We start from the raw sequence: 24,971 nt of genomic DNA, 5'->3' as shown, positions 1-24,971 counted from the left end.
CTATGCTGGCGGGCTATGGAAACCCGCGATTCGCCCCTTCCGCCGAAACCGCGCGCGCTGATCGGCTGGCGCCTGCTCGCCCTGCTCTACGATTTCTGGCCGGCGCTGGCGCTGTGGATGCTCGCCTCGCTCGTCTTCACCGTCGGCTACACCGTGGCCGGGCATGCGCCGCGGCAGAACATCGCGCCGCTCAGCGCGCTGCAGATCGAATTGTGGATCGTGTGCTGGCTGCTGACCGGCGCTTACGCGACCGTCAGCTGGCGCCGCGGCGGACAGACCTTGGGCATGCGGCCGTGGCGATTGCGCCTGACGACGGCCGATGGCGGGCGCCCCGCTTGGCGTGCGTTGTGGTTGCGCTACGCGGTCGCGACCTTGTCGCTGCTGCTCGGCGGATTGGGCTTCTGGTGGGCTTGGATCGATCGCGGCCGCTTGACCTGGCACGACCGCGCCAGCGGCACTCGGCTGATCCGCGAACCTAAGCGCTGACTCGCTTCGTAGAGTCGAGCCGGCTCGACTGCTCTTATTTTCAATGCCGAGAGAAAATCAAAAAGCAGTCGAGCCGGCTCGACTCTACAAGAAGCGGTGCCGCACAAATCAGCCCGAACGGCGCCGGAACAGATAAGCCGATATCGCCAGCATCACCACCGACGGCAGCAAATAAGCGAGCCGGAAGTCGAACTTGAACACGCCGGCCAATTGCACGAACTGTTCCTGCAGCATCCAGAATCCCAGCGCGAACACGATGCCGACGAACAGGCGCTTGCCCAGGCCGCCGCTGCGCAAGGTGCCGAAGGCGAACGGGATCGCCGCCAGGCACAGCGCCAGCACGTTCAGCGGATAGAACCAGCGCGACCAATAGTGCTGCTCGAACTCGCTGGCGTCCAAACCGTTGCGCTTGCGGTAATTGATGCTCTCGCGCAACGAAGCCGAACTCAGATAGCGCGGCCTGGCCACGCTGGCGGCCAGCGCCGAGTCGTCGAGCTTGGACTCCCAGCGTTCTTCCGGGACTTGGGTGCGGACCACCGATTTGGCTTCGAAACGCGTGCGTTCGACATCGCGCAGCAGCCAACCGCCGGGACGGTGCTCGGCGACCGCGGCATGCGCCAGCGACTGCAGCCGGCCTTCCTTGGAAAACTCGTACAAACGCACGTCGCGCAATTCGAGCCAGCGATCGTCGCCATCGCTGCGTTCCTGCCCGGTCTGTGCATTGAGGAAAATATCGCCCTCGCGCGCCCACAAGCCGGTGTACTGGGCCACGATCAGGTCTTTGGATTTCGCCGAAGCCTTGACCGCATCCGCGCGCCGCTGCGCCCACGGCGCCAAGGTTTCGCCGTTGAGCACCATCAGCGCGGTCAGCAGCGCCAGCGATAGCGCCACGGCCATGCTAAGGCGCCGCCGCGACAGGCCCAGCGCGCGCAGCGCGGTGAGTTCGGAACTGGCCGCAAGCTGGCCCAAGCCCATCAGCGAACCGATCACCGCCGCGGTCGGAAACAAGGTGTAGGCGCGGCGCGGCAAGGTGTAGCTCACCGTGGTCAGCGCGGTGAAGAAGTCGTAGTCGCCCTTGCCCAGATCGCTGATCTGCGGCACCAGGCCGCCGAGGATGAAATCCAGGCCCAGCAGCACCATCCAGGTAAGCAGCACCGTGCTCAGCACCACCCGGCCGATGTACAGATCGTGCAGTTTGGGGAACGGTCTCATGCCGGGCGCCTCTTGCGCCAGAAGCGGCCGTCGCGCGAGTACAGCCACACCGCCAGCACCAGCACCGGCAGCAGCAGCCACCACAAGCCCAGGAACATCGGCAGCTTGCCGTCCGCCAACCAGCGCGTGCCCAGCATCATCAAGTTGACGCTGACCATGTAGCCGAGGAAGCCGATCGCGATGCGTCCGTAACGCGCCTGCCGCGGCGAACTGCGCGCCAGCGGCACCGCCAGCAGCATCAGCGCGAAAGCCATCAGCGGCGGCGCGATCCGCCAATGGATCTGCGCATGCGCATCCCGGCGCTCGTCGCCGAACAGGTCCAGGGTCGGCATCAATTCGGGATCTTCTTCGTCGCGGGTGTCGTCGCGATCGGGCATGCGCAGTTCGTTGCCGGCGTAGCGCATCATCCGGTAATCGAGGCCGGCGCCGACCGGCCCTTCCACCTGGAAGCCGTCTTCCAAGCGCAGATAGCGTTCGCGGTCGCCCTGCAACGACAGGCCGCCGTGGTTGGCCGTGGTCACGTCCATCCGGTCGTTGTGCTGGCGGTAGACGAAGATCCGGCTGAAGCGCGTGCCGTCCGACGACATGCTGCCGAGGTAGACGATGCCGCCGCCGCCCGGCAATTCGGTGAAGCGCCCGGGTTCCATGCCGACGAGCAGCAGGCTGCGGTTCGCCTCTTCGACCATCTTGTGCGAATAGCGGTCGGCCCAGGGGCCCAGCCACAACGAGCAGGAGGCGATCACCGCCAGCACCGGCGCGCCGGCCAGCAGCAGCGGACGCATCAGGCGCTTGGGCCCCACGCCGACCGCGGCCAGCACCGGCATCTCCGAGTCGCGGTACATCCGCCCCAGCGAGAGCAGCAAGCCCAGCATCAAGGCCAGGGGCAGGATCAGCGGCATCCACTTCACGACCTGCAAGCCGAGCTGCGAGAGCATCATCACCGCCGGCAGCTTGCCGCGGGCGATGTCGCCCAGCACGTCGGCGAAGATGCCGCCCAGGCTGACCATCATCAGCACCACCAACGCCGCGAAGATGGACTGGGCGAACTCGCGGAACAGATAGCGGTCCAGTTGGGGCATCGGCGCTCGTTGGGCGGAGGGACGGGCATCCGGCCCGTTTTCGGTGGCGGGCCGGAACCGGTGGGGCTTCCTGCCGGATCAGGCGTTTACGCGTTCTTCCGGCGGCGCAACGGCCGCTCGCGCCGTCTCAGGGCGGCCCGCCCTGATAAACTCGAACGTTCTCGTCGGCCCAGCCGGGCGCAAGCCGCCGGAAACGCCGAACGATTGTACGGAATCACTGACGGAATCTGTTTGATGACCCTCGAATTGGAACTGAACCGCGACGCCGCTGCGACCGCGCAGACCGGCTGCGTGGTGGTCGGCGCCTATGCCGACAATACGCTCACCCCCGCCGCGCAGGCGCTGAACGCCGCCAGCGGCGGCCGCCTGACCGCCCTGATCGAACGCGGCGACATCTCCGGCAAGACCGGCAAGACCGCCCTGCTCCACGACTTGCCCGGCGTGACCGCGCCGCGCGTGCTGGTGGTCGGCCTGGGCGAAGCGGCCAAGTTCGGCGTGCCGCAGTACTTGAAGGCGGTCGGCGACGCCGCCCGCGCGCTCAAGGCCGGGGCGGCCGACGACGCGCTGTTCACGATCTCCGAAGTCGACGTGCTCGGCCGCGACTCGGCCTGGAACATCCGCCAGGCCGCGATCGCCGCCAGCCACGCGACTTATCGCTACACCGCGACCCTCGGCGACGCGAACAAGGCGAAGAAGGACGACTCCGGACTGAAGAAGCTGGCGATCGCCGGCGACGACGCGCAAGCGCTGGCGCACGGCAAGGCCATCGCCGCCGGCGTCGCGTTCGCTCGCGAGCTCGGCAACCTGCCGCCGAACGTCTGCAACCCGGCTTATCTCGCCCAGCAGGCGCAATCCTTCGCCGAGCGTTTTGATCGGGCCGAATGCGAAGTGCTGGACCGCGAACAGATGCAGGCGCTGGGCATGGGCTCGCTGCTGGCCGTGTCGCAAGGCTCGGCCAATCCGCCCAAGCTCATCGTGCTGAAGTGGAACAACGGGGGCGACGCCAAGCCCTTCGTGCTGGTCGGCAAGGGCATCACCTTCGACACCGGCGGCATCAATCTGAAGGTGCAAGGCGGCATCGAGGAGATGAAGTACGACATGTGCGGCGCGGCCACCGTGATGGGCGCGTTCGTGTCGGCGGTCGGCCTGCGGTTGCCGATCAATTTGGTGGCGATCGTGCCGGCGGTGGAGAACATGCCCGACGGCAACAGCTACCGCCCCAGCGACGTGCTCACGTCGATGTCGGGCAAGACCATCGAAGTCGGCAACACCGATGCCGAGGGCCGCTTGATCCTGTGCGACGCGCTGACTTACGCGCAGCGCTTCGAACCGCAGGCGCTGATCGACGTGGCCACGCTGACCGGCGCTTGCGTCGTCGCGCTGGGCAAATACGCCGCCGGCCTGATGAGCAAGCACGACGACCTGTCGGGCGAACTGCTCGACGCCGGCGAGAACGTGTTCGACCGCGCCTGGCGCCTGCCGCTGTGGGACGAATACCAGACCCTGCTGGATTCCAGCTTCGCCGACGTCTACAACATCGGCGGCCGCTGGGCCGGCGCGATCACCGCCGGCTGCTTCCTGGCGCGCTTCGCCGAAGGCCAACGCTGGGCGCATCTGGACATCGCCGGCGTGGCCAACGACGACGGCAAGCGCGGCATGGCGACGGGACGGCCGGTCGGATTGCTGTCGCAGTGGCTGATGGATCGGGCGGGAGGAGCGAGAAACTAGTAAAGAGAAACTAGGAACTAGAGAAAGCAACGCGTCCTCACTAGTTCCTAGTTCCTAACCACTAGTTCCTGTCCCCCCATGCCCCGCGCCGATTTCTACCTGATCGCCAAGGACCGCTTCAAAGCCGAGCCGCTGCGCCTGGTGTGCGAACTCGCGCGCAAGGCCTACGACGCGAACCTGTGGACCCTGGTGCTGGCGCGCAACGCCGCGCAGGCCGAAGAACTGGACGAATTGCTGTGGGCGTTCGACGACGACGCCTACATCCCGCACCAGATCGCCGGCACCGACGACGAGGACGAATTGACGCCGGTGCTGATCGCTTCGCCCGAGACCGACGCGCCGCTGCGGCCGCTGGTGATCAACCTGCGCGACGGCGCGGTGGAAGGCGGCTTCGAGCGCGTGCTCGAAGTCGTGCCGGCGGACGAGTCGGCGCGCGGGCCGCTGCGGGAGCGTTGGACGCAGTACAAGGCGCGCGGGCTGGAAGTGAACAAGCACGACATGTAAGCCCTCTCCCGCTTGCGGGAGAGGGTTGGGTGAGGGCCTGGCGGCCGAGAGCCCAAAGTCACTGGATTCCCGCCTTCGCGGGAATGACGGCTATAAAGTCAAAGGCACTGGATTCCGGCTTACGCCGGAATGACGAGCGAAAGAAAAGATGACGACCCTCAGCTCCGGCTACGAACCCAAAACCTTCGAAACCCGCCTCTACGCCGAGTGGGAAAGCGGCGGCGTGTTCGAGCCGCAAGGCGACGGACCGACCTACGCCATCCTGCTCCCGCCGCCGAACGTCACCGGCACGCTGCATATGGGCCACGCCTTCCAGCACACCCTGCAGGACGCGCTGATCCGCTACCACCGCATGCGCGGCTACCGCACTTTGTGGCAGATGGGCACCGACCATGCCGGCATCGCCACCGAAATGGTGGTCGGCCGCAACCTCGCCGCCGAAGGCAAAGGCGAAACGCGCGATTCGCTGGGCCGCGAGAAGTTCATCGAAAAGGTCTGGGAGTGGAAGGCGCAATCGGGCGACACCATCGAACGCCAGATGCGGCGCCTGGGCACGTCGGGCGACTGGTCGCGCAGCGTGTTCACGATGGACCCGATGGCGGCCGACGCGGTCGCCGAAGCCTTCGTGCGCCTCTACGAACGCGGCCTGATCTACCGCGGCAAGCGCCTGGTGAACTGGGACCCGGTGCTGAAGACCGCGATTTCCGACTTGGAAGTCGAGAACCGCGAAGTGCCCGGCCATATGTGGCACTTCAAATATCCATTGGCCGGCGGCGAAACCTACGAATACGTCGAACGCGACGCCGACGGCAACGTAACGCTGCGCGAAACGCGCGACTACATCTCCATCGCTACCACCCGCCCCGAAACCATGCTCGGGGACGGCGCCGTGGCAGTGCATCCTTCCGACGCGCGCTACGCGCCCATCGTCGGCAAGCTGTGCGAGATTCCGGTCGGTCCGAAGCGGCATCGGCGCCTGATCCCGATCATCGTCGACGACTACCCCGATCCGGAATTCGGCTCGGGCGCGGTGAAGATCACCGGCGCGCACGATTTCAACGATTACCAAGTCGCCAAGCGCCACGGCATCCCGCTCTACGCGCTGATGGACGAACAAGCGCGGATGCGCACGGACGGCCTGCCGTACGAAGACAGCGCCGCCGTCGCCGGACGCGCGGCGCGCGGCGAGGACGTCGGCGACGTGTCCGCGGTGAACCTGGTGCCCGACGAATTGCGCGGCCTGGATCGCTACGAGGCGCGCGCCAAGGTGATCGCCGCGATCACCGCCGAAGGCCTGGCCGTGACCGACGCCGAAGGCGCGCCGGTGGTGGACTCGAAGCCGATCATGCAGCCCTTCGGCGACCGCAGCGGCCAGGTGATCGAACCCTTCCTCACCGACCAGTGGTTCGTGAAGATGGACCACCTGGCCAAGCGCGGCTTGCAGCTCGTCGAGTCCGGCGAAGTGAAGTTCGTTCCGCCGAACTGGATCAGCACTTATCGCCACTGGCTGGAGAACATCCAGGATTGGACCATCAGCCGCCAGCTGTGGTGGGGCCATCGCATTCCGGCGTGGTTCGACGAGGCGGGCAACGTCTACGTCGCGCGCAGCGAAAGCGATGCGCGCGCGAAGGCGCCTGCGGGCGCGGCATTGCGCCAAGACGGCGACGTGCTCGAAACCTGGTTCTCCTCGGCCATGTTCCCGTTCTCGACCATGGGCTGGCCCGACGCCACGGCCATGCGCGAACGCGGGTTCGACGAGTTCCTGCCCACCAGCGTGCTGGTCACCGGCTTCGACATCATCTTCTTCTGGGTCGCGCGGATGATCATGATGACCGACGCGCTGATCGGAGAAATTCCGTTCAAGGACGTCTACATCACCGGATTGGTGCGCGACAAGGATGGACAGAAAATGTCCAAGTCCAAGGGCAATATCCTGGACCCGCTGGACATCATCGACGGCATTTCGCTCGACGATCTGGTTGCCAAGCGCACCACCGGCCTGATGCAGCCGAAGATGGCCGAGAAGATCGAGAAGGCCACCCGCAAGGAATTCCCGAACGGCATCGCCGCGCACGGCGCAGACGCGCTGCGCTTCACCATGACCGCGCTGGCCGGCCCCGGCCGCGACATCAAGTTCGACCTGGGCCGCGCCGAAGGCTACAAGAACTTCTGCAACAAGCTGTGGAACGCGACCCGGTTCGCGCTGATGAACACCGAAGGCTTCCAGGCCTCCGGCGCGCCGCAGCCCAAGACCGATGCCGAGCGCTGGATCCTCGCCCGCCTTTCCAAAGTTTGCGCCGAAGCCGAAGCGCATTTCGCCAGCTATCGATTCGACCTGCTGGCGCAGGCGCTGTACGAATTCGCCTGGAACGAGTTCTGCGACTGGTTCGTCGAACTCGCCAAACCCGCCTTGCAAGGCGACGACGCGGCGGCCGCGGACAGCGCTCGGCACACCTTGCTTTACGTGCTCGAAGCGCTGTTGCGCCTGCTGCATCCGCTGATTCCGTTCGTGACGGAAGAATTGTGGCGCCAGGTCGCGCCGAAAATAGGCATCGACGGCAGCACCGTCTCGTTGCGCGATTATCCGCAAGCCGCCGACTTCGCCGGCCAGGATTTCGCCCAAGCCGAAGCCGACATCGAATGGCTGAAGCAAATGGTCTCCGCGTTGCGCCGGATCCGCAGCGAACTCGGCGTTTCGCCCGCGAAGACGATCAAGCTGCTGCTGCAGGGCGGCGGCGCGAACGATGCCGCCCGGGTCGAACGTTTCGGCTCGCAGCTGAAATTCCTGAATCGCCTGGAAGCGATCGAATCCATTTCCGCCGATCCGCCGCCGGCCGCGCCCGCCTTGGTCGGCGAACTGAAATTGTTCGTGCCGCTGGAAGGCCTGGTCGACATGGACGCCGAACGCGTACGACTGGACAAGGAGATCAAGCGCGTCGGCGCCGAGAAGGCGAAGTCCGAAGGCAAGCTGGCCAGCGAAACCTTCGTCAACAACGCGCCGGCCGCGGTCGTCGAACAAGAACGCCAACGCTTGACGGACTGGACCGCGCAGCTCGAAGCCCTGGTCGCGCAGCGCGCCCGCCTCTGATTCGTAGAGCGGAGCTTGCTCCGCTGTTCGGTTTTGTAGAACGGGGCTTGCCCCGCTGTTTTTTTGTCGCCCTTACCGAGGGATCGCCAGAGCGGCGAGGCAAATCTCGCTCTCGACGGCAAGAGCAGCGGAGCGAGCTCCGCTCTACAAAAGCGAAAGCAGCGGCGTTCGGGACCGCCTACTCTTCCGGAAACAACTCGATCGCCATCACCAACGCATCCTCGCGCCCGTCCTTGGCCGGGTAGTAGCGCGGCCGGCGGCCGATCTCGTTGAAGCCTTCGTCGTGGTACAGCGCGATCGCGTACGGATTGGACGGCCGCACTTCCAGGAACATGCGGCGCACGCCGCGGCCGCGGGCGATCTGCAGCAAGGCGCGCAACAGGCGGCGGCCGTGGCCGCGGCCTTGCGCTTCCGGCGCGGTGCAGATGTTGAGGATATGCGCTTCGTCGGCGGCGATGCTGAGCACGCCGTAGCCGATGATGCGATCGCGCTGGATCAGCACCCAGGCCGGATAGTCGGCGCGCAGGCAGTCGCGCAGGATGCCGCGCGTCCATGGGAACGGATAGGCGCGCTGTTCGATCGCGATGACTTCGTCCAGATCGTCCTCGCGCATCGGCCGCAGCGCGGTGGCGCCGCCGGCGTCGCGTTCGGCATCGACCGCGACCGCGCTCATCCGGCCTCTCCGCGCCGCAGCGCGCGCAAACGCGGCCACAGCGCGCGCTTGGCGGTCGGATTCGCGCGCAATGTTTGCGTCGCGGCCAGCAGCGACGCGTCCGGATCGCGGCGGCCGGCGGCGCGCAGCACCGCGCGCTGCAGCGGCGTCAGAGCCGCCGCGTCGGGAACGGCGGCCGGTTCGGCATCGGCCAAGCGATAGACGCTGTGGCCGAGCGCATCGAGCACTTCGCGCTGGAACGCATCCCAACTCACGGCGCCGGCTCCACCGACGCGATCCGCCGGCGCTTGAACCAGAACGCAGGACCCGACAGCGCGTACAGCGTCGCTGCGGCCAACAACGTCTTGGGCGGGTCGATCCACAACGCGATCAGCACCACCACCGCGATCAACAATGCGAAGAACGGCACGCGATCGGACTTCGGCCCGCTGCCGCTGCCCTTGAAGCTGTTGTAGCGCAGGCGGCTGACCATCAGCAGGCCGGCGATCACCGATACCGCGATCGCGGCGTAACGCAAATCCTCGCCCACCCAGCCGAGGTCGTGGCAGGTCCAGACGAAACTGGCCATCAGGCCGGCGGCGGCGGGGCTGGCCAGGCCGATGAACCAGCGCTTGTCGACCTGCGCCACCTGGCTATTGAACCGGGCCAAGCGCAAAGCGGCGCAAGCGGCGTAGAGGAAGGCCGCCAGCCAGCCGATGCGTCCCGCGGTCACGCCGTCCAGCTTCAGCGAGGCCAGCGCCCAGTGGTACATGACCAGCGCCGGCGCCATGCCGAAGCTGACCAGGTCGGCCAGAGAGTCGTACTGCACGCCGAATTCGCTTTGCGTGTTGGTGAGCCGGGCGACCCGGCCGTCCACGCCGTCCAGGATCGCGGCGACGAAAATCGCCACGCAAGCCGCTTCGAACCGGCCCTGGGAGGCGGCGATGATGGCGAAAAAGCCGGCGAACAGGCCGCCGGTGGTGAACAGGTTCGGCAGCAGGTAGATGGTGCGCGAGCGCGGTCGCGGCGATGGGGCATCGGTCATGAACGCAGTGTATCCGCTCGGCCGCTTGCCGGACTTGTGACGGCGCGACTTGCGCCCGCCCGGCGGCGATGCTGCAATCGCGCCCTGTCCCGCCGCAGGAGCCTGCGATGCTACGTCTGGCCATCGGAATCGCCCTGTGCCTGGCCGCCGCCGCCGCGTCGGCGCAAACCAAGGCGGCTTACCAGTGGAAGGACGCCAACGGCGTCACCCAATACTCCAGCACGCCGCCGCCGAAGGGCGACTACAAAGTGCGCGCGGTCAACACCCAGGGCGCCAGCCTGGCCGCCGCCGCCAAGACGACGCAGGCGGCCGAAGACCCGCAATGCACCACTGCCCGCGCCAACCTCGCCCTGCTCGGCGGCAAGGCCGAGGTGAAGATGGACAGCGATGGCGATGGCAAGCCGGACAAGGCCTTGTCGGCCGAAGACCGGGCCAACCAGACCGCCCTGGCCGAAGCGACGCTGAAAGCGAACTGCGCGGCGCCGGCCGCCAAACCCTGATCCGCAGCCGATGCGGCTCGCCTGGGCCCTCGCTGCCGGTCTGGCCGTCGGCATCGGCCTGGCCTGGTGGTTGTCGCGCGAAACGCCCGAGCAGGCCGCGCGCAAGCAAGCACGCGCCGAACGCGCCGCCGCGGCGATGGCCGAAGACGCCAAGCCCGTGCTGTACCGCTGGACCGACGCCGACGGCGTGGTCCACTTGACCGACAAGCCGCCGAAAGGCCGCAAATACCGCAAGATCGACATGCGTCCGCAGGACGGCATCCGGGTCGACGGCGACAAGCAGTAGCGACTGGTAGCCCGGGTAAGCGCAGCGCACCCAGGGAAACACGTCGCGACGTGTCCGGTTGCGCTGCGCTTACCCGAGCTACGGTCTTCCCAGAGTTCCAGCGATCCGGTTGCTGCATGGCACAATGCCAGGCCCTGCTCCAGATACCGTTGCCATGCGCCTGTCGCGATTCCACCTGCACACCACCAAGGAAACCCCGGCCGACGCCGAGATCGTCAGCCACCAGCTGATGCTGCGCGCCGGCATGCTGCGCAAGCTGGCCGCCGGCCTGTACACCTGGTCGCCGCTGGGCCTGCGCGTGCTGCGCAAGGTCGAGCGCATCGTCCGCGAGGAAATGGACCGCGCCGGCGCGATCGAAGTGCTGATGCCGACCGTGCAGCCGCGCGAGCTGTGGGAGGAAACCGGGCGCTGGGAGAAGTTCGGCGGCCAGCTGCTGAAGATCAAGGACCGCAAGGAAGCCGAGTACTGCTACGCGCCGACCGCGGAAGAAGTGATCACTGATTTCGCCCGCGACGAGCTGTCCAGCTACAAGCAGCTGCCGGTGAACTTCTACCAGATCCAGACCAAGTTCCGCGACGAGATCCGTCCGCGCTTCGGGGTGATGCGCGCGCGCGAATTCCTGATGAAGGACGCGTACTCGTTCCACCTGACCGAGGCGGACCTGGAACGCGAATACCGCAACATGCACGCCGCCTACAGCCGCATCTTCGAGCGGCTCGGCTTGCGCTTCCGCGCGGTGCAGGCCGACAGCGGCGCGATCGGCGGCGACGCCTCGCAGGAATTCCACGTGCTGGCCGATTCGGGCGAAGACTCGATCGTGTTCTCCACCGGCTCGGACTATGCAGCCAACGTCGAGGCCGCGCAGGCCGCGGCGCCGGGTGCGCGCCCGGCCGCGAGCGAGGCTATGCGCAAGGTCGACACGCCGACGCAGAAGACCTGCGAAGACGTGGCCGCGCTGCTCGGCATTCCGCTGGCGCGCACCGTCAAGTCGGTCGCGGTGACGACCGACGATGGTTTCGTGCTGGCGCTGGTGCGGGGCGACCACGCTGTCAACGAAATCAAGCTCGGCAAGGTGCCGGGCCTGGGCGATTATCGTTTGGCGACCGAAGCCGAAATCCTAGAACACCTCGGCAGCGAGCCCGGCTTCCTCGGTCCGATCGGCGCGAAAAAAGCGATCCGTGTCGTCGCCGACCGCGACGTCGCGGCGATGGCCGATTTCGTGGTCGGCGCGAACGAGGCCGGCTTCCACCTCGCCGGCGTCAATTGGGGCCGCGACCTGCCCGAAGCGGCGCTGGTGGCCGACATCCGTAACGTGGTCGAAGGCGACCGCGCTATCGACGGCGGCGAACTGCGCTTGGCGCGCGGCATCGAAGTCGGCCACGTGTTCCAGCTCGGCCGCAAATACGCCGAAGCGATGGACGCGACCGTGCTGGACGAGAACGGCAAGGCGGCGGTGATGTCGATGGGCTGCTACGGCATCGGCGTGAGCCGGATCGTGGCGGCGGCGATCGAGCAGAACCACGACGCGGCCGGCATCCTCTGGCCCGAAGCGATGGCGCCGTGGAAAGTCGCGGTGTGCGTGATCAACCCGAAGAACGACGCGGACGTGGCCGCCGCCGCGGAATCGCTGTACGCGGACTTGAACGCCACCGGCCATGAAGCGGTGCTCGACGACCGCGGCCTGCGCCCGGGCGCGATGTTCGCCGACATCGAACTGATCGGCATCCCCCACCGCGTGGTGGTGTCCGAACGCGGACTGGCCGCTGGGACTTTCGAATATCGAGCGCGCAATGCTAGCGAATCGGACAATCTAGATCGCGAAACCTTGTTCGCGAAGCTTTCCGGCTAAGGTCGAAGCATGCTTTGTCCCTCTCCCATTTCGGGAGAGGGCTTTAAAGATTCCGCCGCGCCGGCACGAGCAGATTGCCGATCAGCAACCCCGCGATCAACGCCAACAAAATGTTGATCACCGCCATCATCGCCGCCTGCCCCACCGCGAAATCCTGCTGCTGGATCAGGGTGAGCACGCCGCGCAAACTCGCACTTCCCGGCACCAGCATGATGATGCCCGGCACCCGGATCAGCGCGCCCGGGCGCTGGCCCCAGCGCGCATAAGCGTTGCCCGCGGCGGTCAGCGTCAGCGCCGCCAGGAAGATGCCCACCGGGCTGCCCCAGTAGTCGCCGGCGAAGCGCGAAATGAGATAGCCCGACGCGGCGGCCAGCATCACCAGCCAGTAGTCTCGCCGGTGCGCCCGAAACAGCAGCGCGAACGCGTACGCCGCCAACACCAGCGCGCCCGCTTCGACCCATACCGGTTGCGGCCGCAAACTGCGCACCTGCGGCTCGATGCCCAACAGCTGCGCCACCGTCAGCGCGATCACCGAACCCACCGTGAGCTTCATCACCGTCATCAACGCGCCGGCGAAGCGAGCGGTGCCGGAGACCAGATGCTGGCTGGCGAGTTCGTTGATCGCATTGGTCAGCGCCAGGCCCGGCAACAGCACGATCAGCGCCGCGATGATCGTGGTGTTGAGGTTCAACGGCCCCACGAACGCGGCCACGAGGATCACGATCCCGCTGGCCAGCATCGCCGCGACCGCATCGCTGGCCTCCCTCATCCGCGGCCGCGATTCGGACCACTGTTCGAGCAAGCCGATGCAGAGTCCCGCAAGGCCGGCGGTGGCGATGTCCAGCCACGGCAATTGCAGCAGGCCGCCGACCGCGGCCGCGGCCAAGCCGAAGGCGAAGACCTGCATGGCCCGCCAGCGCGCGCTGGGCTGGCGGTGCAGTTTTTCCAGCGCCGCCTGACCGCCGGCGATATCCAGCCGGCCATCCATCACCTCTTCGGCGATGCGATCGGCCTCGCACAGTTTGTACAGATCGTTCTGACCCGGCGCCAGGCGAACGACCCGGGTCGTGTCGGTTTCTCCCGGCGGACGCGTCGGGTCGCTGAACGACAGGATCATGCCGGTGGGGTTGGACCAGGGTTCGCAATCCAGTCGCAGGCGCTGCGCCACCGCCACCACCGCGGCTTCCAGCCGCTGCGCCGTAGTGCCGTAGCGGTGCAGATGCGCGGCCAAATCGACCACGAACTGGACGCGTGCGGCATAGCGTTCGCTGGCGGGAGAAAAAATCGACACGCGGCAGGCCCGGAACCGAAGGCCGCCAAGGATCGCACGCCGGTCGTCGCGCGCGCAGCCCCGCCGGCGCCGGTGGATAGCCGCGTTCACGCTGGGCATGGGAAACTGCCGCCGCCATGGCCGGACCCTCCGCCAATGCGGAACCGCAGATCGCCGTCGACGAGAGCGACGGCCGCCGCTTGCGCTTGCGCGGCCGCTGGACGCTGCGCTTCGCCCAGCACATCGCCGAGGCCCTGCGCGGCGCGCCGGAAGACGCCCGCAGCATCGACGCCCGCCACATCGATCGGCTCGATTCGGCCGGCGTGCTGCTGTTGCTGCGCTTCCTGCGCCGGCGCGGCTTGGAGTACGACGCGATCGAATTCCGCGCCGACCACCAAGCCCTAGTCACCACCATCGAGGACGTCGCCGACGACCGTCCGCGCAGGAAGCGCGACTACGGCTTCAACGCCGCTCTCGCGCGTTTGGGCATGGCAGTGCAGGACAATTGGAACGAGATCGTCGCCCTGATCAGTTTCCTCGGCGAAAACCTGTCCAAGCTGCTGCGGATGCTGAAGGAGCCGCACCGGTTCCGTTTGACCGCGACTGTCTTCCACATGGAACAGGTCGGCCTGGATGCGGTGCCGCTGGTGATCCTGCTGTCCTATCTGGTCGGCGCGGTGATCGCGTTCCTGGGCGCCAACATCCTGGCCGACTTCGGCGCGACGATCTTCGTGGTCGAACTGGTCAGCATCGCCTTCCTGCGCGAATTCGGCGTGCTCCTGACCGCGATCATCCTGGCCGGCCGCACCGCCAGCGCGTTCACCGCGCAGATCGGCGCGATGGTCAGCCGCGAGGAAGTCGACGCGATCCGCACCTTGGGCCTGGACCCGGTCGACTTGCTGGTGCTGCCGCGGGTGATCGCGCTGCTGATCATGCTGCCGCTGCTGACCTTCATCGCGATGGTGTCCGGCCTGGCCGGCGGCCTCAGCGTCGGCGCCTTCAACCTGGACATCCCGCCGCCGGCGTACCTGGCGCGGATGCAGGACACCTTCGAGATGCGGCACATGCTGGTCGGGCTGTCGAAAGCGCCGATCTTCGCCATGCTGATCGCCCTGATCGGCTGCCTGGAAGGCCTGCAGGTGAAAGGCACCGCGCAGTCGGTGGGCGAACGCACGACCTCCAGCGTGGTGCAGACGATCTCGCTGGTGATCGTGCTCGACGCGATCGCCGCGATCTGGTTCATGGAGATGGGCTGGTGACGGAGCACGAGCGCGCCGACGACGAGATCATCGTATCCGTGCGCGGCCTGGCCAACCGCTTCGGCGAGCAGATCGTGCACGAAGGCCTGGACCTGGACGTGCGGCGCGGCGAAATCCTGGGCGTGGTCGGCGGCTCGGGCACCGGCAAGTCGGTGCTGATGCGCTCGATCCTGGCGCTGCGCCGGCCCGACGAAGGCCGCATCGAAGTGCTGGGCGTGGACGCGCGGTCGGAAGATCCGCACGACCGCCGCCATATCGAACGCAACACCGGCGTGCTGTTCCAGGACGGCGCCTTGTTTTCCTCGCTCACCGTCGGCGAGAACGTGCAGGTGCCGCTGAAGGAGTACTACCCGCATTTGCCCGATTCGCTGCGCTACGAATTGGCGCTGCTGAAGGTGAAGCTGTCCGGCCTGCCGGCCGATGCGCTCGACAAGCTGCCTTCGCAGCTCTCCGGCGGCATGCGCAAGCGCGCCGGCCTGGCCCGCGCGCTGGCGCTGGACCCGCCGCTGCTGTTCCTGGACGAACCCACCGCCGGCTTGGACCCGATCGGCGCGGCCGCGTTCGACCAGCTGATCAAGACCCTGCAGGAGGCGCTGGGCCTGACCGTGTTCCTGATCACACACGATCTCGACACGCTATACGCTATCTGCGACCGGATCGCGGTCCTGGCCGACCGCAAGGTGATCGCGGTGGCGCCGATGGCGGAGATCGAAAAACTGGACCACCCTTGGGCGCACGAGTATTTCCACGGCCCGCGCGCCCGCGCCGCGCAGGATGCGCGCGAGCGCGAAGGCCGCGCACCGCAGACACAGGCGATCTGACATGGAAACCAAAGCCAACTACGTGCTGATCGGCGCTTTCACCATCGCGGTGGCGATCTTCGGCCTCCTGTTCGCCCTGTGGGCGGCGAAATACTCGTCGGAAAAGAGCTTCCGCGAGTACGACGTGATCTTCAACGAGCCGGTCACCGGACTCACCGAAGGCAGCAGCGTGCAGTACAACGGCATCGCTATCGGCACGGTGCAGAGCCTGAAGCTGGCGCCGAACGATCCGCGCCAAGTGATCGCGAGGCTCAAGTTGCAAGCCGACGCGCCGGTGAAGACCGACACCACCGCCAAGCTGTCGATGACCAGCCTGACCGGCAGCCCGATCATCCAGCTCACCGGCGGCGATCCGCGCAGTCCGGCGCTGCGCGCGACGCCGGGACGCGAAGTGCCGGTGATCCGCACCCAGCCTTCGGCCCTGCAGAACATCGCCGACACCGCCAACCGGCTGGTCGAACGGATGGACAAGGTGTTGAGCGAGGAGAACGTCAAGCGCATTTCCGACACGTTGGCGCATATCGAATCGCTGACCGGCTCGATCGCCGGCCAACGCGAGGACTTGCGCGCCATCATCGCCAACGCGCGCGAGGCCAGCGACCAGCTGTCGAAGACGCTGGCGACCACCGATCGCGCCGTCGGCGACGTCGACCGCGAGCTCGTGCAGAAGCTGCCCGGCCTGATCGCCAAACTCGACAGCACGCTGACCAAACTCGACTCGGCCGCGAACGGCGCCAACAACATCGTCAGCGAGAACCGCACCGCGATCAGCAGCTTCGCCAACGACGGCCTGTCGCAACTGGGCCCGACCCTGGGCGAATTGCGTTCGCTGATCCGCGACCTGCGCCGGGTGAGCGATCGCTTGGACAACAATCCCGCGCGCTATCTGCTCGGCCGCGACGCGCCCAAGGAGTTCGAACCGAAATGAACGCGAGATTCGAGATTCGGGGTTCGGGATTCGGCAAACGCGCCGTCGGTGCGGCCGCGCTGGCGCTGACGATGCTGTCGCTAAGCGCCTGTTCGATCCTCGGCGGCGGTTCCGAGCGCGACCGCGCCAGCATCTATGCGCCGGATCCGCGCATCCAGGCCGATCCGGCCTGGCCGACGGTGACGTGGCAATTGGGCATCGCCCCGGCGACCGCGGCGCGGATGAGCGACACGCTGCGCATCGCCGTGCGCCCGACGCCGGGCGAAATCCAGGTGTACAAGGGCGCCAGCTGGGCCAAGACGCCGACCGACATGCTGGAAGACGCGGTGCTGCGCGGCCTGGAGGACTCCGGCAAGATCGCCGCGGTCGCGCGCCAGGGCAGCGGCGTCGCGGCCGACTTCAAGCTGGTGATGGATTTGCGCCGCTTCGAAGCGGACTACGCCGGCGGCGCGGCGCCGGCCGCGACGATCGAAGTGAATGCCAAGCTGCTGCACAGCCTCGATCAGCAGATCGTCTCCTCGCGCACCTTCCTCGCCCGGCAGACGGCGGCGAGCCCGTCGGTGCAGGACGCCGCCGCGGCCTTCGAGCCGGCGCTGGCGCAGATCGCGCGCGAGATAGACGGCTGGGCGCTGACCACGGGCGAAGCGCATATCCGCGTACATAACGACGGCAATGCCCGTTAGCAGTTTGATGCGGCTTTTGCCGCACCCGTTAGGCTAGCGCGGCGCGAGGATCCGCCTGAAGGTCAGGTTGATCCGCGCCCCGACCGGCTTGGCGGTGCGCGGCAAGGCGTGGCGGTAATTCGTCTGCGTATCGCCGGCCATCGTCAGCAAGCTGCCCGGCGCCAGATCCAGCGCGAGCTTCCTCTCCGGATCGCGGCGATTCTTCAGCGCGAAACGCCGGGTGGCGCCCAAGCTCAACGACGCGATGAACGGCTGCGGACCCAATTCGGCTTCGCTGTCGCTATGCCAACCCATCGAATCCGCGCCGTTGCGGTAGAGATTGGCGAGCACGCTGTTGAAATCCGCGCCGAGTTCGCGATTCAGCCGCTCGCGCACCGGACGCAGCGCCGCGGGCCAATCGTGCGGAACGAAACGGGTGCCGGAAAAGGTGTAGACCGCGTCCGGATCGCCGATCCAGCAACTCAGCCGCGGCGAGTCGACCAGACGGCCGTAGATGCGGATGCGATGGGTTTCCCACGGCACCTGTAACATCAGCGCGTCGAACAGCGACCGCGCCGCGGCCGCGTCCAGCCAATGCGGATCGAAAGTGAGTTGGGCGCCGGGCAAGGCGAGCGGCATCGAAGGCATCCCGCGACCCTAGCGCGTCTCGACCGCGCTTTGTAGAGCGGGGCTTGCCCGCTGCTTCATTGCTTGTGTAGAGCGAAGCTTGCTCCGCTGCTCTTACAGTAGCTCTCGTAGAAACCAAAGCAGCGGAGCAAGCTCCGCTCTACACGAGCAAAGGCCAAAACAGCCCGCTCTACGAAGCCGCAGCGGGCCGGAAGGCCCCGGATTTGCCCGCCCGGGCGCAAAAACGCGACAATCCCTGCCGATGCAAGCCAGGCAGCCAGCATGAGCGAAACCCGATCCGCGGCGGCCGAAGCCGTCGAACGCGACGTGATGGAGTACGACGTGGTCGCCGTCGGCGCCGGCCCGGCCGGGCTGTCGTTCGCGATCCGGCTCAAGCAGCTCAATCCGGATATTTCGGTCTGCGTGATCGAGAAAGGCGCCGCCATCGGCGCCCACATCCTGTCCGGCGCGGTGATCGAGCCCGAGCCGTTGGACGCGCTGCTGCCCGGCTGGCGCGAGGCGCCGCCGCCGATCTGCGTGCCGGCTACCGACGACGAATTCTGGCTGCTCAGCAAGGACGGCGGCCGCAAGCTGCCAGTGCCGCCGGGCATGCACAACAAAGGCAACTTCATCGTCAGCCTCGGCGCGCTGTGCGCCTGGCTGGCGCCGCAGGCCGAAGCGCTGGGCGTGGAGATCTATCCGGGCTTCGCCGCCGCCGAAACGCTGCACGACGACGATGGCAAAGTCGTCGGCGTGCGGATCGGCGACATGGGCGTGGCCAAGGACGGGTCGCACAAGCCCGGCTACACCGCCGGCATCGACATCCGCGCTAAGGTCGTCGTCCTCGCCGAAGGCGCGCGCGGCCATCTGACCAAACGCTTGATCAAGCGTTTCGGCCTAGATAAGGACAGCGATCCGCAGGGCTATTCGATCGGCATCAAGGAGCTGTGGCAGGTGCCGGCCGGGCGCGTGTCGCCGGGCAAGATCGTGCACAGCTTCGGCTGGCCCGCCGACAATCATGTGTACGGCGGCAGCTTCCTCTACCACTTGGATAAGGACCGCATTGCGCTCGGCTACGTCAGCGGCCTGGATTACCAGGACCCCGACTACAAGCCGTGGGAAGCGTTCCAGCAGTGGAAGAACCATCCGCAGGTGAAGGCGCTGCTGGAAGGCGGCAGCATCCTTTCCGCCGGCGCGCGCGCGATCGTTACCGGCGGTTTCCAATCGCTGCCTAAGACCGAGATGCCCGGCGCGCTGCTGATCGGCGACACCGCCGGCCTGCTCAACGTGCCCAAGATCAAGGGCACGCACCAGGCGATCCGCAGCGGCATGCTCGCGGCCGAGCATCTGGCGGCCAACGGGCTCGCGCCGGAAGGCTTCGACGCGAAATTGCGCGCGTCCGACGCGATGAAAGAACTGCGCAAAGTCCGCAACGTCAAGCCTGGCTTCAAGCGCGGGCTGTGGTTCGGCCTGTTGAATGCGGCCTGGGAAACCGTCACCGCGGGCTTGTCGCCGTGGACGCTGAAGAACAAGCCCGACTGGTCCGCGCTGGACAAGCTGGGCGAACACGAACAGCCCAAGCGCGATTACGTGCAGCGCGACCTGGCACCGCGCGATCGCTTGCAAGGCGTCTACTACGCCGCCACCGAGCACGACGAAGACCAACCCGTGCATTTGCGCATCGCCGACACGAATATCTGCGTGACGCGCTGCGCCGAGGAATACGGCAACCCCTGCACCCGCTTCTGCCCCGCCGCGGTCTACGAGATCGTCGAGGACGCCACGGGCAAGCGCCTGCAGATCAACGCCGCCAACTGCGTGCACTGCAAGACCTGCGACATCAAGGATCCGTACGAGATCATCAACTGGGTCACGCCCGAGGGCGGGTCGGGACCGAATTACCAGAATCTTTGAGCCGCGGCCGCTATGGCCGGCCGCGCGAAATCAATCCGTCGAGCGGACGGCAGGCGCCGCATCCTGCATCGGCGCGCGCACCTGGCCGGCGAGCGCCGCGCTCGGATCCGCGGCCCCGTCCAAATCGCCGGTCCGGAACGCCGCCACGATCGGTATCGTCTGATTCATGCTGCGGACGTTGTCGGCTTCGTTCATCACCCCGGTAGGCCGATCCTCGTAGGTGGCGTGGGGGCTGGCGAAGTACGGAATCGCGATTTGATCGCCGTCCGGCAAGGCATAGGCCATCACGGTGTAAAACCCGTTATTCGACGGCTCACGATAGCCGTAGGCGTAGGCATGGACGCCAGCTTGTCGGCTGTCATCGCGATCGTGCGCCTGGCCCATGCTGTGGCCGAATTCGTGCGCCAAGGATTCTTCGCGGCAGAAATAGGACAGATCGTCGGTTTCGTCGATATCCGCACCGTCGCCGACCACCGCATAACCGTAGGGTGCGCGCGATACGTCGAAGCCCGCACCGCCGCCGCCGATGAGCCAAGCCGCGCCGCAGCCTTCGTTCTGCGGCGCGCGGAAGCTGCGCACCAACGCGACCAAGTCGGCCGCATGGGATTCTCTCGCGGCGCGCAAGCCGGCGAAAGCGCGCTCGGTCGAGCCGGTCAGCCGCTTCAGGGTGTCGGCGTTGGCGGTCGTATCGGGATAGTCCACCGCAACCGTGCCGACCAGTCGGAGCTGGGCGTTCACGTCGCTGTTGGCATAGGCCTGGTTGGCGACGTCGATCAAATTGTTGAGCCGGGTGACGGCTTCGGATTCGCCGCCCAGCGCGCGCGCATATCCGACCGTGTAGCCGAGCAGCACGTCCACCGTTGCCGCGGGCCCGTCGCCCGCCACCATGGTGATCGCGCTGTGCGCGCCGGGCGATTCCGATTGCGAACGGCCGGCTTCCGCGGCTTCGTCCTGAGGCGTCAAGGCGTCGCTGCGCCCGTTGCGGCGGGGGCCCATCGCGCCGATCCGATCGCCGCGCATCAGCCAGGCGCGCCCGGCGAGGGTGGTCAGGCGCAGGATTTCGCCGTCGCTTTGCCGCAGCGTGCCGAAGACGGCCTTCTCGCCGAAAGTGATCACCGCGTCGGCGCCGCCGGCGTCGCGTCCGATCCAGGTCCAATTGCCGTCCGCATGCTCGATGTGGCGGCGATAGGTGAACACCATGGTCCCGCCATCGGGACCTGGCACGACGATCCTGCCGCCTTCGCGCGCCGCCTTGAACGCATGCGCTTCGCTCAGCCGCACCTCGTACGCGCGCCGGTCGGCACGCATCGCGGAGTCGGGCGCGTAAGCCAACAGCTCGCCGCGGTCCGGAAGCGTGGCGAAGTTCGCCGAACGCGGATCCGTATTGTTGGCCTTGGCCGACGCGATGACTTTTCCCGCCGTCTCCGCGGAATTCCAGTCGGCGCTGCAGCCTGCAAGCAGGCCCAGCAACACCGCACCAGCGGCGTAGTTGCGCATGGCGATTCCCCGCGCCAATCGAGCGTCACAGCATAAGGCCAAACCCGACGGCCGATCACGCCGCGACGCAGGGAAATTCATGAACGGGCGCCATTCGCGCCCGCCGCCCGCCGCGCTGTTCAATACTGCGGCGAACGGTGCCAACGCCAGGCGCTGTCGACGATGCCGGCGATATCGGGATGCCGCGGCCGCCACCCCAATTCGCGCCGCGCCTTGCCGCTGTCGGCCACCAATCGGGAAGGATCTCCGGGCCGGCGCCCCGCCACCTCGTACGGGATCGCCCGTCCGGCCGCCGCCGCCGCGGCCGCGACGACTTCGAAAACGCTGAATCCGCGGTCGCTGCCCAGGTTGAAGACGTGGCTTCCGGCGCGACTCCGCAAATGTTCGAGCGCCAGCAAATGGGCGTCGGCGATGTCGTCCACATGCACGTAGTCGCGCACGCAGCTGCCGTCGGGCGTGGCATAGTCGTCGCCGAACACTTTCAGCCCCGGTCCCGAACCCGCGGCCGCACGCAGCGCGTTCGGGATCAGATGGGTCTCGGGCTCGTGCGATTCGCCGAGGGATGCGTCCGCGGAGGCGCCGGCCGCGTTGAAATAGCGCAAGGCCACCGAGCGCAGCCCATAAGCGTTCGCAGCGTCGGCCAGGATCGTTTCGGCCATCAGCTTGCTTCTGCCGTAGGGATTGATCGGCGCCGTCGGGTGGTTTTCGTCGATCGAATCCGAGTGCGGCTGCCCGTATACCGCGGCCGTCGAAGAAAATACGATCCTATCGACGCCGGACTCGCGCATCGCCGCCAGCAATTGCAGCGTGCCGGCCACGTTGTTCGAGTAGTAGGCGTAAGGGTCGGCGACGGATTCGGCGACCAGCGAACGCGCGCAGAAATGCATGACCGCATCGAACGCGTTCGCCGCGAAAACCTGCCGCAACGCGCTCGCGTCGAGCACATCGGCATGGACGAAGGCCGCATCGCCGATCGCTTCTGCGTGTCCCGTCGAAAGGTTGTCGTAGACCACGGGCTCATGGCCGGCCGCGATCAGGCGCCGCACCATATGCGAACCGATGTAGCCGGCCCCGCCGCAGACCAGGATTTTCATGGCGGCCGCCGGGTCCGTGCGCGCTTCAGGCGGCGAACGGCACGCCGGTCTTCTCGCGCAGTTCCTGTTCGCTCACGCCCGGCGCGGTTTCGACCAGCTTCAAGCCGCGCTCGGTCACGTCCATCACCGCCAGCTCGGTGATGATGCGGTCGACCACGCCCACGCCGGTCAACGGCAGCGTGCATTCGGGCAGGATCTTGTGCTCGCCGCTCTTGGCGGTGTGCTCCATCAGCACGACCACGCGCTTGACGCCGGCGACCAGGTCCATCGCGCCGCCCATGCCTTTGACCATCTTGCCGGGGACCATCCAATTGGCCAGATCGCCTTGGTCGGTGACCTGCATCGCGCCGAGGATGGCCAGGTCGATGTGGCCGCCGCGGATCATCGCGAACGAATCGTGGCTGCCGAAATAGCTGGCGCCCTTGCGCGCGGTGACGGTCTGCTTGCCGGCGTTGATCAGGTCCGGATCGACTTCGGCTTCGGTCGGGAACGGGCCGATGCCGAGCAGCCCGTTTTCGGACTGCAGCCACACGTCGATCCCGTCGGGGATGAAATTGGCCACCAGCGTCGGCAGGCCGATGCCCAGGTTGACGTAGGCGCCGTCGGTGAGTTCCTGCGCGGCGCGTTGCGCCATTTGATCGCGGGTCCAGGGCATGTCGGTTCCTTCGTGGTTAGGCGGCGCGGACGGTGCGCTGTTCGATCCGCTTTTCCGGATTCGGGTTATGGACGATGCGGTCGACGTAGATGCCGGGCAGGTGGACGTGGTCGGGATCGATCGCGCCCACTTCCACCACTTCCTCGACTTCGGCGATGCAGATCTTGCCGGCCATGGCGCAGGCCGGATTGAAGTTGCGCGCGGTCTTGCGGAACACCAGGTTGCCGGACTTGTCGGCCTTCCACGCCTTCACCAGCGAAACGTCGGCGCGCAGCGCGGTTTCCATCACGTAATGGTGGCCGTCGAACTCGCGCGTTTCCTTGCCCTCGGCCACGACGGTGCCGTAGCCGGTGCGGGTGAAGAATGCCGGAATACCGGCGCCGCCGGCGCGCAAGCGTTCGGCCAACGTGCCTTGCGGATTGAATTCCAACTCGAGCTCGCCGGACAGGAATTGGCGTTCGAACTCTTTGTTCTCGCCGACGTAGGAGGAAATCATCTTCTTGATCTGCCGCGTCTCCAGCAGCAAGCCCAGGCCGAAACCGTCGACGCCGGCATTATTGGAGATCACGGTGAGGGCCTTGACGCCGCTGTCGCGCAAGGCGGCGATCAAGGCTTCGGGAATGCCGCACAGGCCAAAGCCGCCCACCGCCAGGGTCTGGCCGTCGGCGACCAGGCCGCGCAGGGCTTCGTCGGCGCTCGCTTGGAGCTTGGTCTTGCTTCCGGTCTTTGCGGCATCGGCCATGAGGCGGCTCCCGTGCGTGATGGCGGCATTTTAGCCGGTCGGGATGCGGCGCGGCATCGGACTTCCGGACAACGGCGCACAGTCGCGGCCAAGCGATGCCGCTAGACTTGGCCGATGACCCGAATCGCCCTCGCCACCGCCGTCGCCGCCACCGGTCATGACGAAGACATGCCCGCCCTGCTCCATGCCTGCGCCCGCGCCGGGCTGCAGGCGCAAGCGTTGGCCTGGGACGATCCGACGGTGAGCTGGCAGCGCTTCGACGCCGTCCTGCTGCGTTCGACCTGGGACTACACCGAGCGCCTGCCCGAATTCTTGGATTGGTGCGCCCGGGTGGACCGCGAGACGATTCTGCTCAATCCGCTTCCGGTGCTGCGCTGGAACACCGACAAGCATTATCTGGCCGAGTTGGCCGCGCGCGGCGTGGCGACGATCCCGGGCAGCTTCGTCGAGCCGGACATGGAACCGCTGCCGTCGCTGCAAGCGTTCCTGGCGTCGCATGCGGAAGCGGCGGAATTCGTGGTCAAGCCTGCGGTGGGCGCCGGCTCCAAGGATACGCAACGTTATCGGCGGGGCCAGGAATTCGCCGCCGCCAACCACGTCGCGCGGCTGATCGACGCGGGCCGCAGCGCGCTGCTGCAGCCTTATCTGCCCTCGGTGGACCGCGACGGCGAAACCGCCCTGCTGTTTTTCGACGGCGTTTTCAGCCACGCCATCCGCAAAGGCCCCCTGCTGCGCCCCGACGAAGGCGCGACCGACGCGCTGTTCGCGGCGGAATCCATAACGCCGCGCACCGCGGGCGAGGACGAAAAAAAGCTGGCGGCGGAAGTACTGGCGGCGATGGCCGCGCATCTGCGCCTCGACGCGCCGCTGCCTTACGCGCGCGTCGACCTGATCCGCGACCAGGACGGCTCGCCGCGCCTGCTCGAATTGGAATTGTGCGAGCCCTCGCTGTTCTTCGAACATGCGCCGGGCAGCGCGGAGGGGTTCGTCGCGTTGCTCGCCAAGCGGCTGGCGCCGTCCCGGGCGAAACGCGCCTCCGCTTTGTAGTGCGCAGCTCTCTCCGCTGCTGTCGT

24 protein-coding genes are annotated in these 24,971 nt (G+C 67.0%); 13 read left to right on the top strand and 11 right to left on the bottom strand.

Features of this window, described 5'->3' with window-relative positions; genetic code table 11:
• The first annotated feature begins 15 nt into the window (after positions 1–15).
• On the top strand, positions 16–486 hold the full coding sequence (locus FCE95_RS16680) for an RDD family protein (RefSeq protein WP_137268158.1): 471 nt from the start codon (positions 16–18) through the stop codon (positions 484–486).
• A 108-nt stretch (positions 487–594) separates the two neighbouring features.
• On the opposite strand, the gene lptG is transcribed toward FCE95_RS16680, so the two are convergent.
• A complete protein-coding gene (gene lptG, locus FCE95_RS16675) occupies positions 595–1,698 on the bottom strand; it encodes an LPS export ABC transporter permease LptG (RefSeq protein WP_137268157.1) in 1,104 nt (367 codons plus the stop codon).
• Entirely contained in the window at positions 1,695–2,777 is a 1,083-nt protein-coding gene (gene lptF / locus FCE95_RS16670) for an LPS export ABC transporter permease LptF (protein ID WP_137268156.1), read from the bottom strand. Before lptF ends, lptG begins: the two co-directional genes overlap by 4 nt.
• Before the next feature lie 234 nt (positions 2,778–3,011).
• On the opposite strand from lptF, the gene FCE95_RS16665 reads away from it, so the two are divergent.
• The 3 genes from FCE95_RS16665 to FCE95_RS16655 all read left to right on the top strand — a co-directional run bounded on the left by FCE95_RS16665 (position 3,012) and on the right by FCE95_RS16655 (position 8,097).
• Positions 3,012–4,505, top strand: a complete 1,494-nt coding sequence (locus FCE95_RS16665) for a leucyl aminopeptidase (RefSeq protein WP_137268155.1) — start codon at positions 3,012–3,014, stop codon at positions 4,503–4,505.
• 78 nt (positions 4,506–4,583) lie between these two features.
• Positions 4,584–5,009 carry a DNA polymerase III subunit chi gene (locus FCE95_RS16660; protein WP_137268154.1) on the top strand — a complete coding sequence of 142 codons (426 nt, stop codon included), beginning with the start codon at positions 4,584–4,586 and terminating at the stop codon, positions 5,007–5,009.
• A gap of 148 nt (positions 5,010–5,157) precedes the next feature.
• Entirely contained in the window at positions 5,158–8,097 is a 2,940-nt protein-coding gene (locus FCE95_RS16655) for a valine--tRNA ligase (RefSeq protein WP_137268153.1), read from the top strand.
• A 178-nt stretch (positions 8,098–8,275) separates the two neighbouring features.
• Here the strand turns inward: FCE95_RS16655 and rimI are convergent, their stop codons facing one another.
• Genes rimI through pssA form a run of 3 tightly spaced genes read right to left on the bottom strand, consistent with a single transcriptional unit; the run spans position 8,276 to position 9,794 of the window.
• Positions 8,276–8,770, bottom strand: coding sequence for a ribosomal protein S18-alanine N-acetyltransferase (rimI, locus tag FCE95_RS16650; protein ID WP_137268152.1), 495 nt, complete (start codon positions 8,768–8,770; stop codon positions 8,276–8,278).
• Positions 8,767–9,024 (bottom strand): hypothetical protein, encoded by a 258-nt coding sequence (locus FCE95_RS16645; RefSeq protein ID WP_137268151.1) that lies wholly within the window; start codon positions 9,022–9,024, stop codon positions 8,767–8,769. Before FCE95_RS16645 ends, rimI begins: the two co-directional genes overlap by 4 nt.
• Positions 9,021–9,794, bottom strand: a complete 774-nt coding sequence (gene pssA / locus FCE95_RS16640) for a CDP-diacylglycerol--serine O-phosphatidyltransferase (protein WP_137268150.1) — start codon at positions 9,792–9,794, stop codon at positions 9,021–9,023. Before pssA ends, FCE95_RS16645 begins: the two co-directional genes overlap by 4 nt.
• Before the next feature lie 107 nt (positions 9,795–9,901).
• On the opposite strand from pssA, the gene FCE95_RS16635 reads away from it, so the two are divergent.
• From FCE95_RS16635 to FCE95_RS16625, 3 genes are all read left to right on the top strand, one after another.
• Positions 9,902–10,294, top strand: a complete 393-nt coding sequence (locus tag FCE95_RS16635) for a DUF4124 domain-containing protein (RefSeq protein ID WP_189644815.1) — start codon at positions 9,902–9,904, stop codon at positions 10,292–10,294.
• A gap of 10 nt (positions 10,295–10,304) precedes the next feature.
• The gene (locus tag FCE95_RS16630; protein WP_137268148.1) at positions 10,305–10,580 is read left to right on the top strand and encodes a DUF4124 domain-containing protein; all 276 of its coding nucleotides are present in this window, start codon (positions 10,305–10,307) and stop codon (positions 10,578–10,580) included.
• Between the two features lie 154 nt (positions 10,581–10,734).
• On the top strand, positions 10,735–12,429 hold the full coding sequence (locus FCE95_RS16625) for a proline--tRNA ligase (protein ID WP_137268147.1): 1,695 nt from the start codon (positions 10,735–10,737) through the stop codon (positions 12,427–12,429).
• Between the two features lie 43 nt (positions 12,430–12,472).
• On the opposite strand, the gene FCE95_RS16620 is transcribed toward FCE95_RS16625, so the two are convergent.
• On the bottom strand, positions 12,473–13,720 hold the full coding sequence (locus FCE95_RS16620) for a threonine/serine exporter family protein (protein ID WP_223266943.1): 1,248 nt from the start codon (positions 13,718–13,720) through the stop codon (positions 12,473–12,475).
• A gap of 116 nt (positions 13,721–13,836) precedes the next feature.
• Between FCE95_RS16620 and FCE95_RS16615 the strand changes: the two genes are divergently transcribed.
• From FCE95_RS16615 to FCE95_RS16600, 4 genes are all read left to right on the top strand, one after another.
• Entirely contained in the window at positions 13,837–14,958 is a 1,122-nt protein-coding gene (locus FCE95_RS16615; protein ID WP_137268145.1) for an MlaE family ABC transporter permease, read from the top strand.
• Positions 14,952–15,779, top strand: coding sequence for an ABC transporter ATP-binding protein (locus FCE95_RS16610; RefSeq protein ID WP_425481315.1), 828 nt, complete (start codon positions 14,952–14,954; stop codon positions 15,777–15,779). The genes FCE95_RS16615 and FCE95_RS16610 overlap by 7 nt, the downstream gene beginning before the upstream one ends.
• A gap of 1 nt (position 15,780) precedes the next feature.
• Positions 15,781–16,707 carry an MlaD family protein gene (locus tag FCE95_RS16605; RefSeq protein WP_137268144.1) on the top strand — a complete coding sequence of 309 codons (927 nt, stop codon included), beginning with the start codon at positions 15,781–15,783 and terminating at the stop codon, positions 16,705–16,707.
• A gap of 71 nt (positions 16,708–16,778) precedes the next feature.
• Positions 16,779–17,390 (top strand): ABC-type transport auxiliary lipoprotein family protein, encoded by a 612-nt coding sequence (locus tag FCE95_RS16600; RefSeq protein ID WP_223266955.1) that lies wholly within the window; start codon positions 16,779–16,781, stop codon positions 17,388–17,390.
• 33 nt (positions 17,391–17,423) lie between these two features.
• Here the strand turns inward: FCE95_RS16600 and FCE95_RS16595 are convergent, their stop codons facing one another.
• A complete protein-coding gene (locus FCE95_RS16595; protein WP_137268252.1) occupies positions 17,424–18,008 on the bottom strand; it encodes an alpha-ketoglutarate-dependent dioxygenase AlkB family protein in 585 nt (194 codons plus the stop codon).
• Between the two features lie 270 nt (positions 18,009–18,278).
• On the opposite strand from FCE95_RS16595, the gene FCE95_RS16590 reads away from it, so the two are divergent.
• Positions 18,279–19,910 (top strand): electron transfer flavoprotein-ubiquinone oxidoreductase, encoded by a 1,632-nt coding sequence (locus tag FCE95_RS16590; protein ID WP_137268142.1) that lies wholly within the window; start codon positions 18,279–18,281, stop codon positions 19,908–19,910.
• A gap of 30 nt (positions 19,911–19,940) precedes the next feature.
• On the opposite strand, the gene FCE95_RS16585 is transcribed toward FCE95_RS16590, so the two are convergent.
• From FCE95_RS16585 to FCE95_RS16570, 4 genes are all read right to left on the bottom strand, one after another.
• Positions 19,941–21,407, bottom strand: a complete 1,467-nt coding sequence (locus FCE95_RS16585; RefSeq protein ID WP_189644814.1) for a reprolysin-like metallopeptidase — start codon at positions 21,405–21,407, stop codon at positions 19,941–19,943.
• A gap of 119 nt (positions 21,408–21,526) precedes the next feature.
• A complete protein-coding gene (gene galE, locus FCE95_RS16580) occupies positions 21,527–22,501 on the bottom strand; it encodes a UDP-glucose 4-epimerase GalE (protein ID WP_137268140.1) in 975 nt (324 codons plus the stop codon).
• Positions 22,502–22,526: 25 nt separating this feature from the next.
• Complete coding sequence (locus FCE95_RS16575) at positions 22,527–23,156, bottom strand: CoA transferase subunit B (RefSeq protein ID WP_137268139.1); 630 nt, start codon at positions 23,154–23,156, stop codon at positions 22,527–22,529.
• Positions 23,157–23,172: 16 nt separating this feature from the next.
• The gene (locus tag FCE95_RS16570; RefSeq protein WP_137268138.1) at positions 23,173–23,898 is read right to left on the bottom strand and encodes a CoA transferase subunit A; all 726 of its coding nucleotides are present in this window, start codon (positions 23,896–23,898) and stop codon (positions 23,173–23,175) included.
• Between the two features lie 114 nt (positions 23,899–24,012).
• On the opposite strand from FCE95_RS16570, the gene FCE95_RS16565 reads away from it, so the two are divergent.
• A complete protein-coding gene (locus FCE95_RS16565) occupies positions 24,013–24,945 on the top strand; it encodes an ATP-grasp domain-containing protein (RefSeq protein ID WP_137268137.1) in 933 nt (310 codons plus the stop codon).
• Positions 24,946–24,971 lie beyond the last annotated feature (26 nt).

It is taken from the genome of Luteimonas gilva, from assembly GCF_005239095.1.
In the GTDB taxonomy this organism is placed as follows: Bacteria; Pseudomonadota; Gammaproteobacteria; order Xanthomonadales; family Xanthomonadaceae; genus Luteimonas_C; species Luteimonas_C gilva.
Note: the sequence above shows the minus strand (reverse complement) of the source record. Positions and strands in the feature narration are given on the sequence as shown.

Excerpts from the sequence above, each read along its gene's own strand:
- FCE95_RS16680 (WP_137268158.1), top strand. The coding sequence starts at position 16 with ATGGAAACCCGCGATTCGCCCCTTCCGCCGAAACCGCGCGCGCTGATC.
- lptG (WP_137268157.1), bottom strand. The coding sequence starts at position 1,698 with ATGAGACCGTTCCCCAAACTGCACGATCTGTACATCGGCCGGGTGGTG.
- lptF (WP_137268156.1), bottom strand. The coding sequence starts at position 2,777 with ATGCCCCAACTGGACCGCTATCTGTTCCGCGAGTTCGCCCAGTCCATC.
- FCE95_RS16665 (WP_137268155.1), top strand. The coding sequence starts at position 3,012 with ATGACCCTCGAATTGGAACTGAACCGCGACGCCGCTGCGACCGCGCAG.
- FCE95_RS16660 (WP_137268154.1), top strand. The coding sequence starts at position 4,584 with ATGCCCCGCGCCGATTTCTACCTGATCGCCAAGGACCGCTTCAAAGCC.
- FCE95_RS16655 (WP_137268153.1), top strand. The coding sequence starts at position 5,158 with ATGACGACCCTCAGCTCCGGCTACGAACCCAAAACCTTCGAAACCCGC.
- rimI (WP_137268152.1), bottom strand. The coding sequence starts at position 8,770 with ATGAGCGCGGTCGCGGTCGATGCCGAACGCGACGCCGGCGGCGCCACC.
- pssA (WP_137268150.1), bottom strand. The coding sequence starts at position 9,794 with ATGACCGATGCCCCATCGCCGCGACCGCGCTCGCGCACCATCTACCTG.
- FCE95_RS16635 (WP_189644815.1), top strand. The coding sequence starts at position 9,902 with ATGCTACGTCTGGCCATCGGAATCGCCCTGTGCCTGGCCGCCGCCGCC.
- FCE95_RS16630 (WP_137268148.1), top strand. The coding sequence starts at position 10,305 with ATGCGGCTCGCCTGGGCCCTCGCTGCCGGTCTGGCCGTCGGCATCGGC.
- FCE95_RS16625 (WP_137268147.1), top strand. The coding sequence starts at position 10,735 with ATGCGCCTGTCGCGATTCCACCTGCACACCACCAAGGAAACCCCGGCC.
- FCE95_RS16615 (WP_137268145.1), top strand. The coding sequence starts at position 13,837 with ATGGCCGGACCCTCCGCCAATGCGGAACCGCAGATCGCCGTCGACGAG.
- FCE95_RS16605 (WP_137268144.1), top strand. The coding sequence starts at position 15,781 with ATGGAAACCAAAGCCAACTACGTGCTGATCGGCGCTTTCACCATCGCG.
- FCE95_RS16600 (WP_223266955.1), top strand. The coding sequence starts at position 16,779 with ATGCTGTCGCTAAGCGCCTGTTCGATCCTCGGCGGCGGTTCCGAGCGC.
- FCE95_RS16595 (WP_137268252.1), bottom strand. The coding sequence starts at position 18,008 with ATGCCGCTCGCCTTGCCCGGCGCCCAACTCACTTTCGATCCGCATTGG.
- FCE95_RS16590 (WP_137268142.1), top strand. The coding sequence starts at position 18,279 with ATGAGCGAAACCCGATCCGCGGCGGCCGAAGCCGTCGAACGCGACGTG.
- FCE95_RS16585 (WP_189644814.1), bottom strand. The coding sequence starts at position 21,407 with ATGCGCAACTACGCCGCTGGTGCGGTGTTGCTGGGCCTGCTTGCAGGC.
- galE (WP_137268140.1), bottom strand. The coding sequence starts at position 22,501 with ATGAAAATCCTGGTCTGCGGCGGGGCCGGCTACATCGGTTCGCATATG.
- FCE95_RS16575 (WP_137268139.1), bottom strand. The coding sequence starts at position 23,156 with ATGCCCTGGACCCGCGATCAAATGGCGCAACGCGCCGCGCAGGAACTC.
- FCE95_RS16570 (WP_137268138.1), bottom strand. The coding sequence starts at position 23,898 with ATGGCCGATGCCGCAAAGACCGGAAGCAAGACCAAGCTCCAAGCGAGC.
- FCE95_RS16565 (WP_137268137.1), top strand. The coding sequence starts at position 24,013 with ATGACCCGAATCGCCCTCGCCACCGCCGTCGCCGCCACCGGTCATGAC.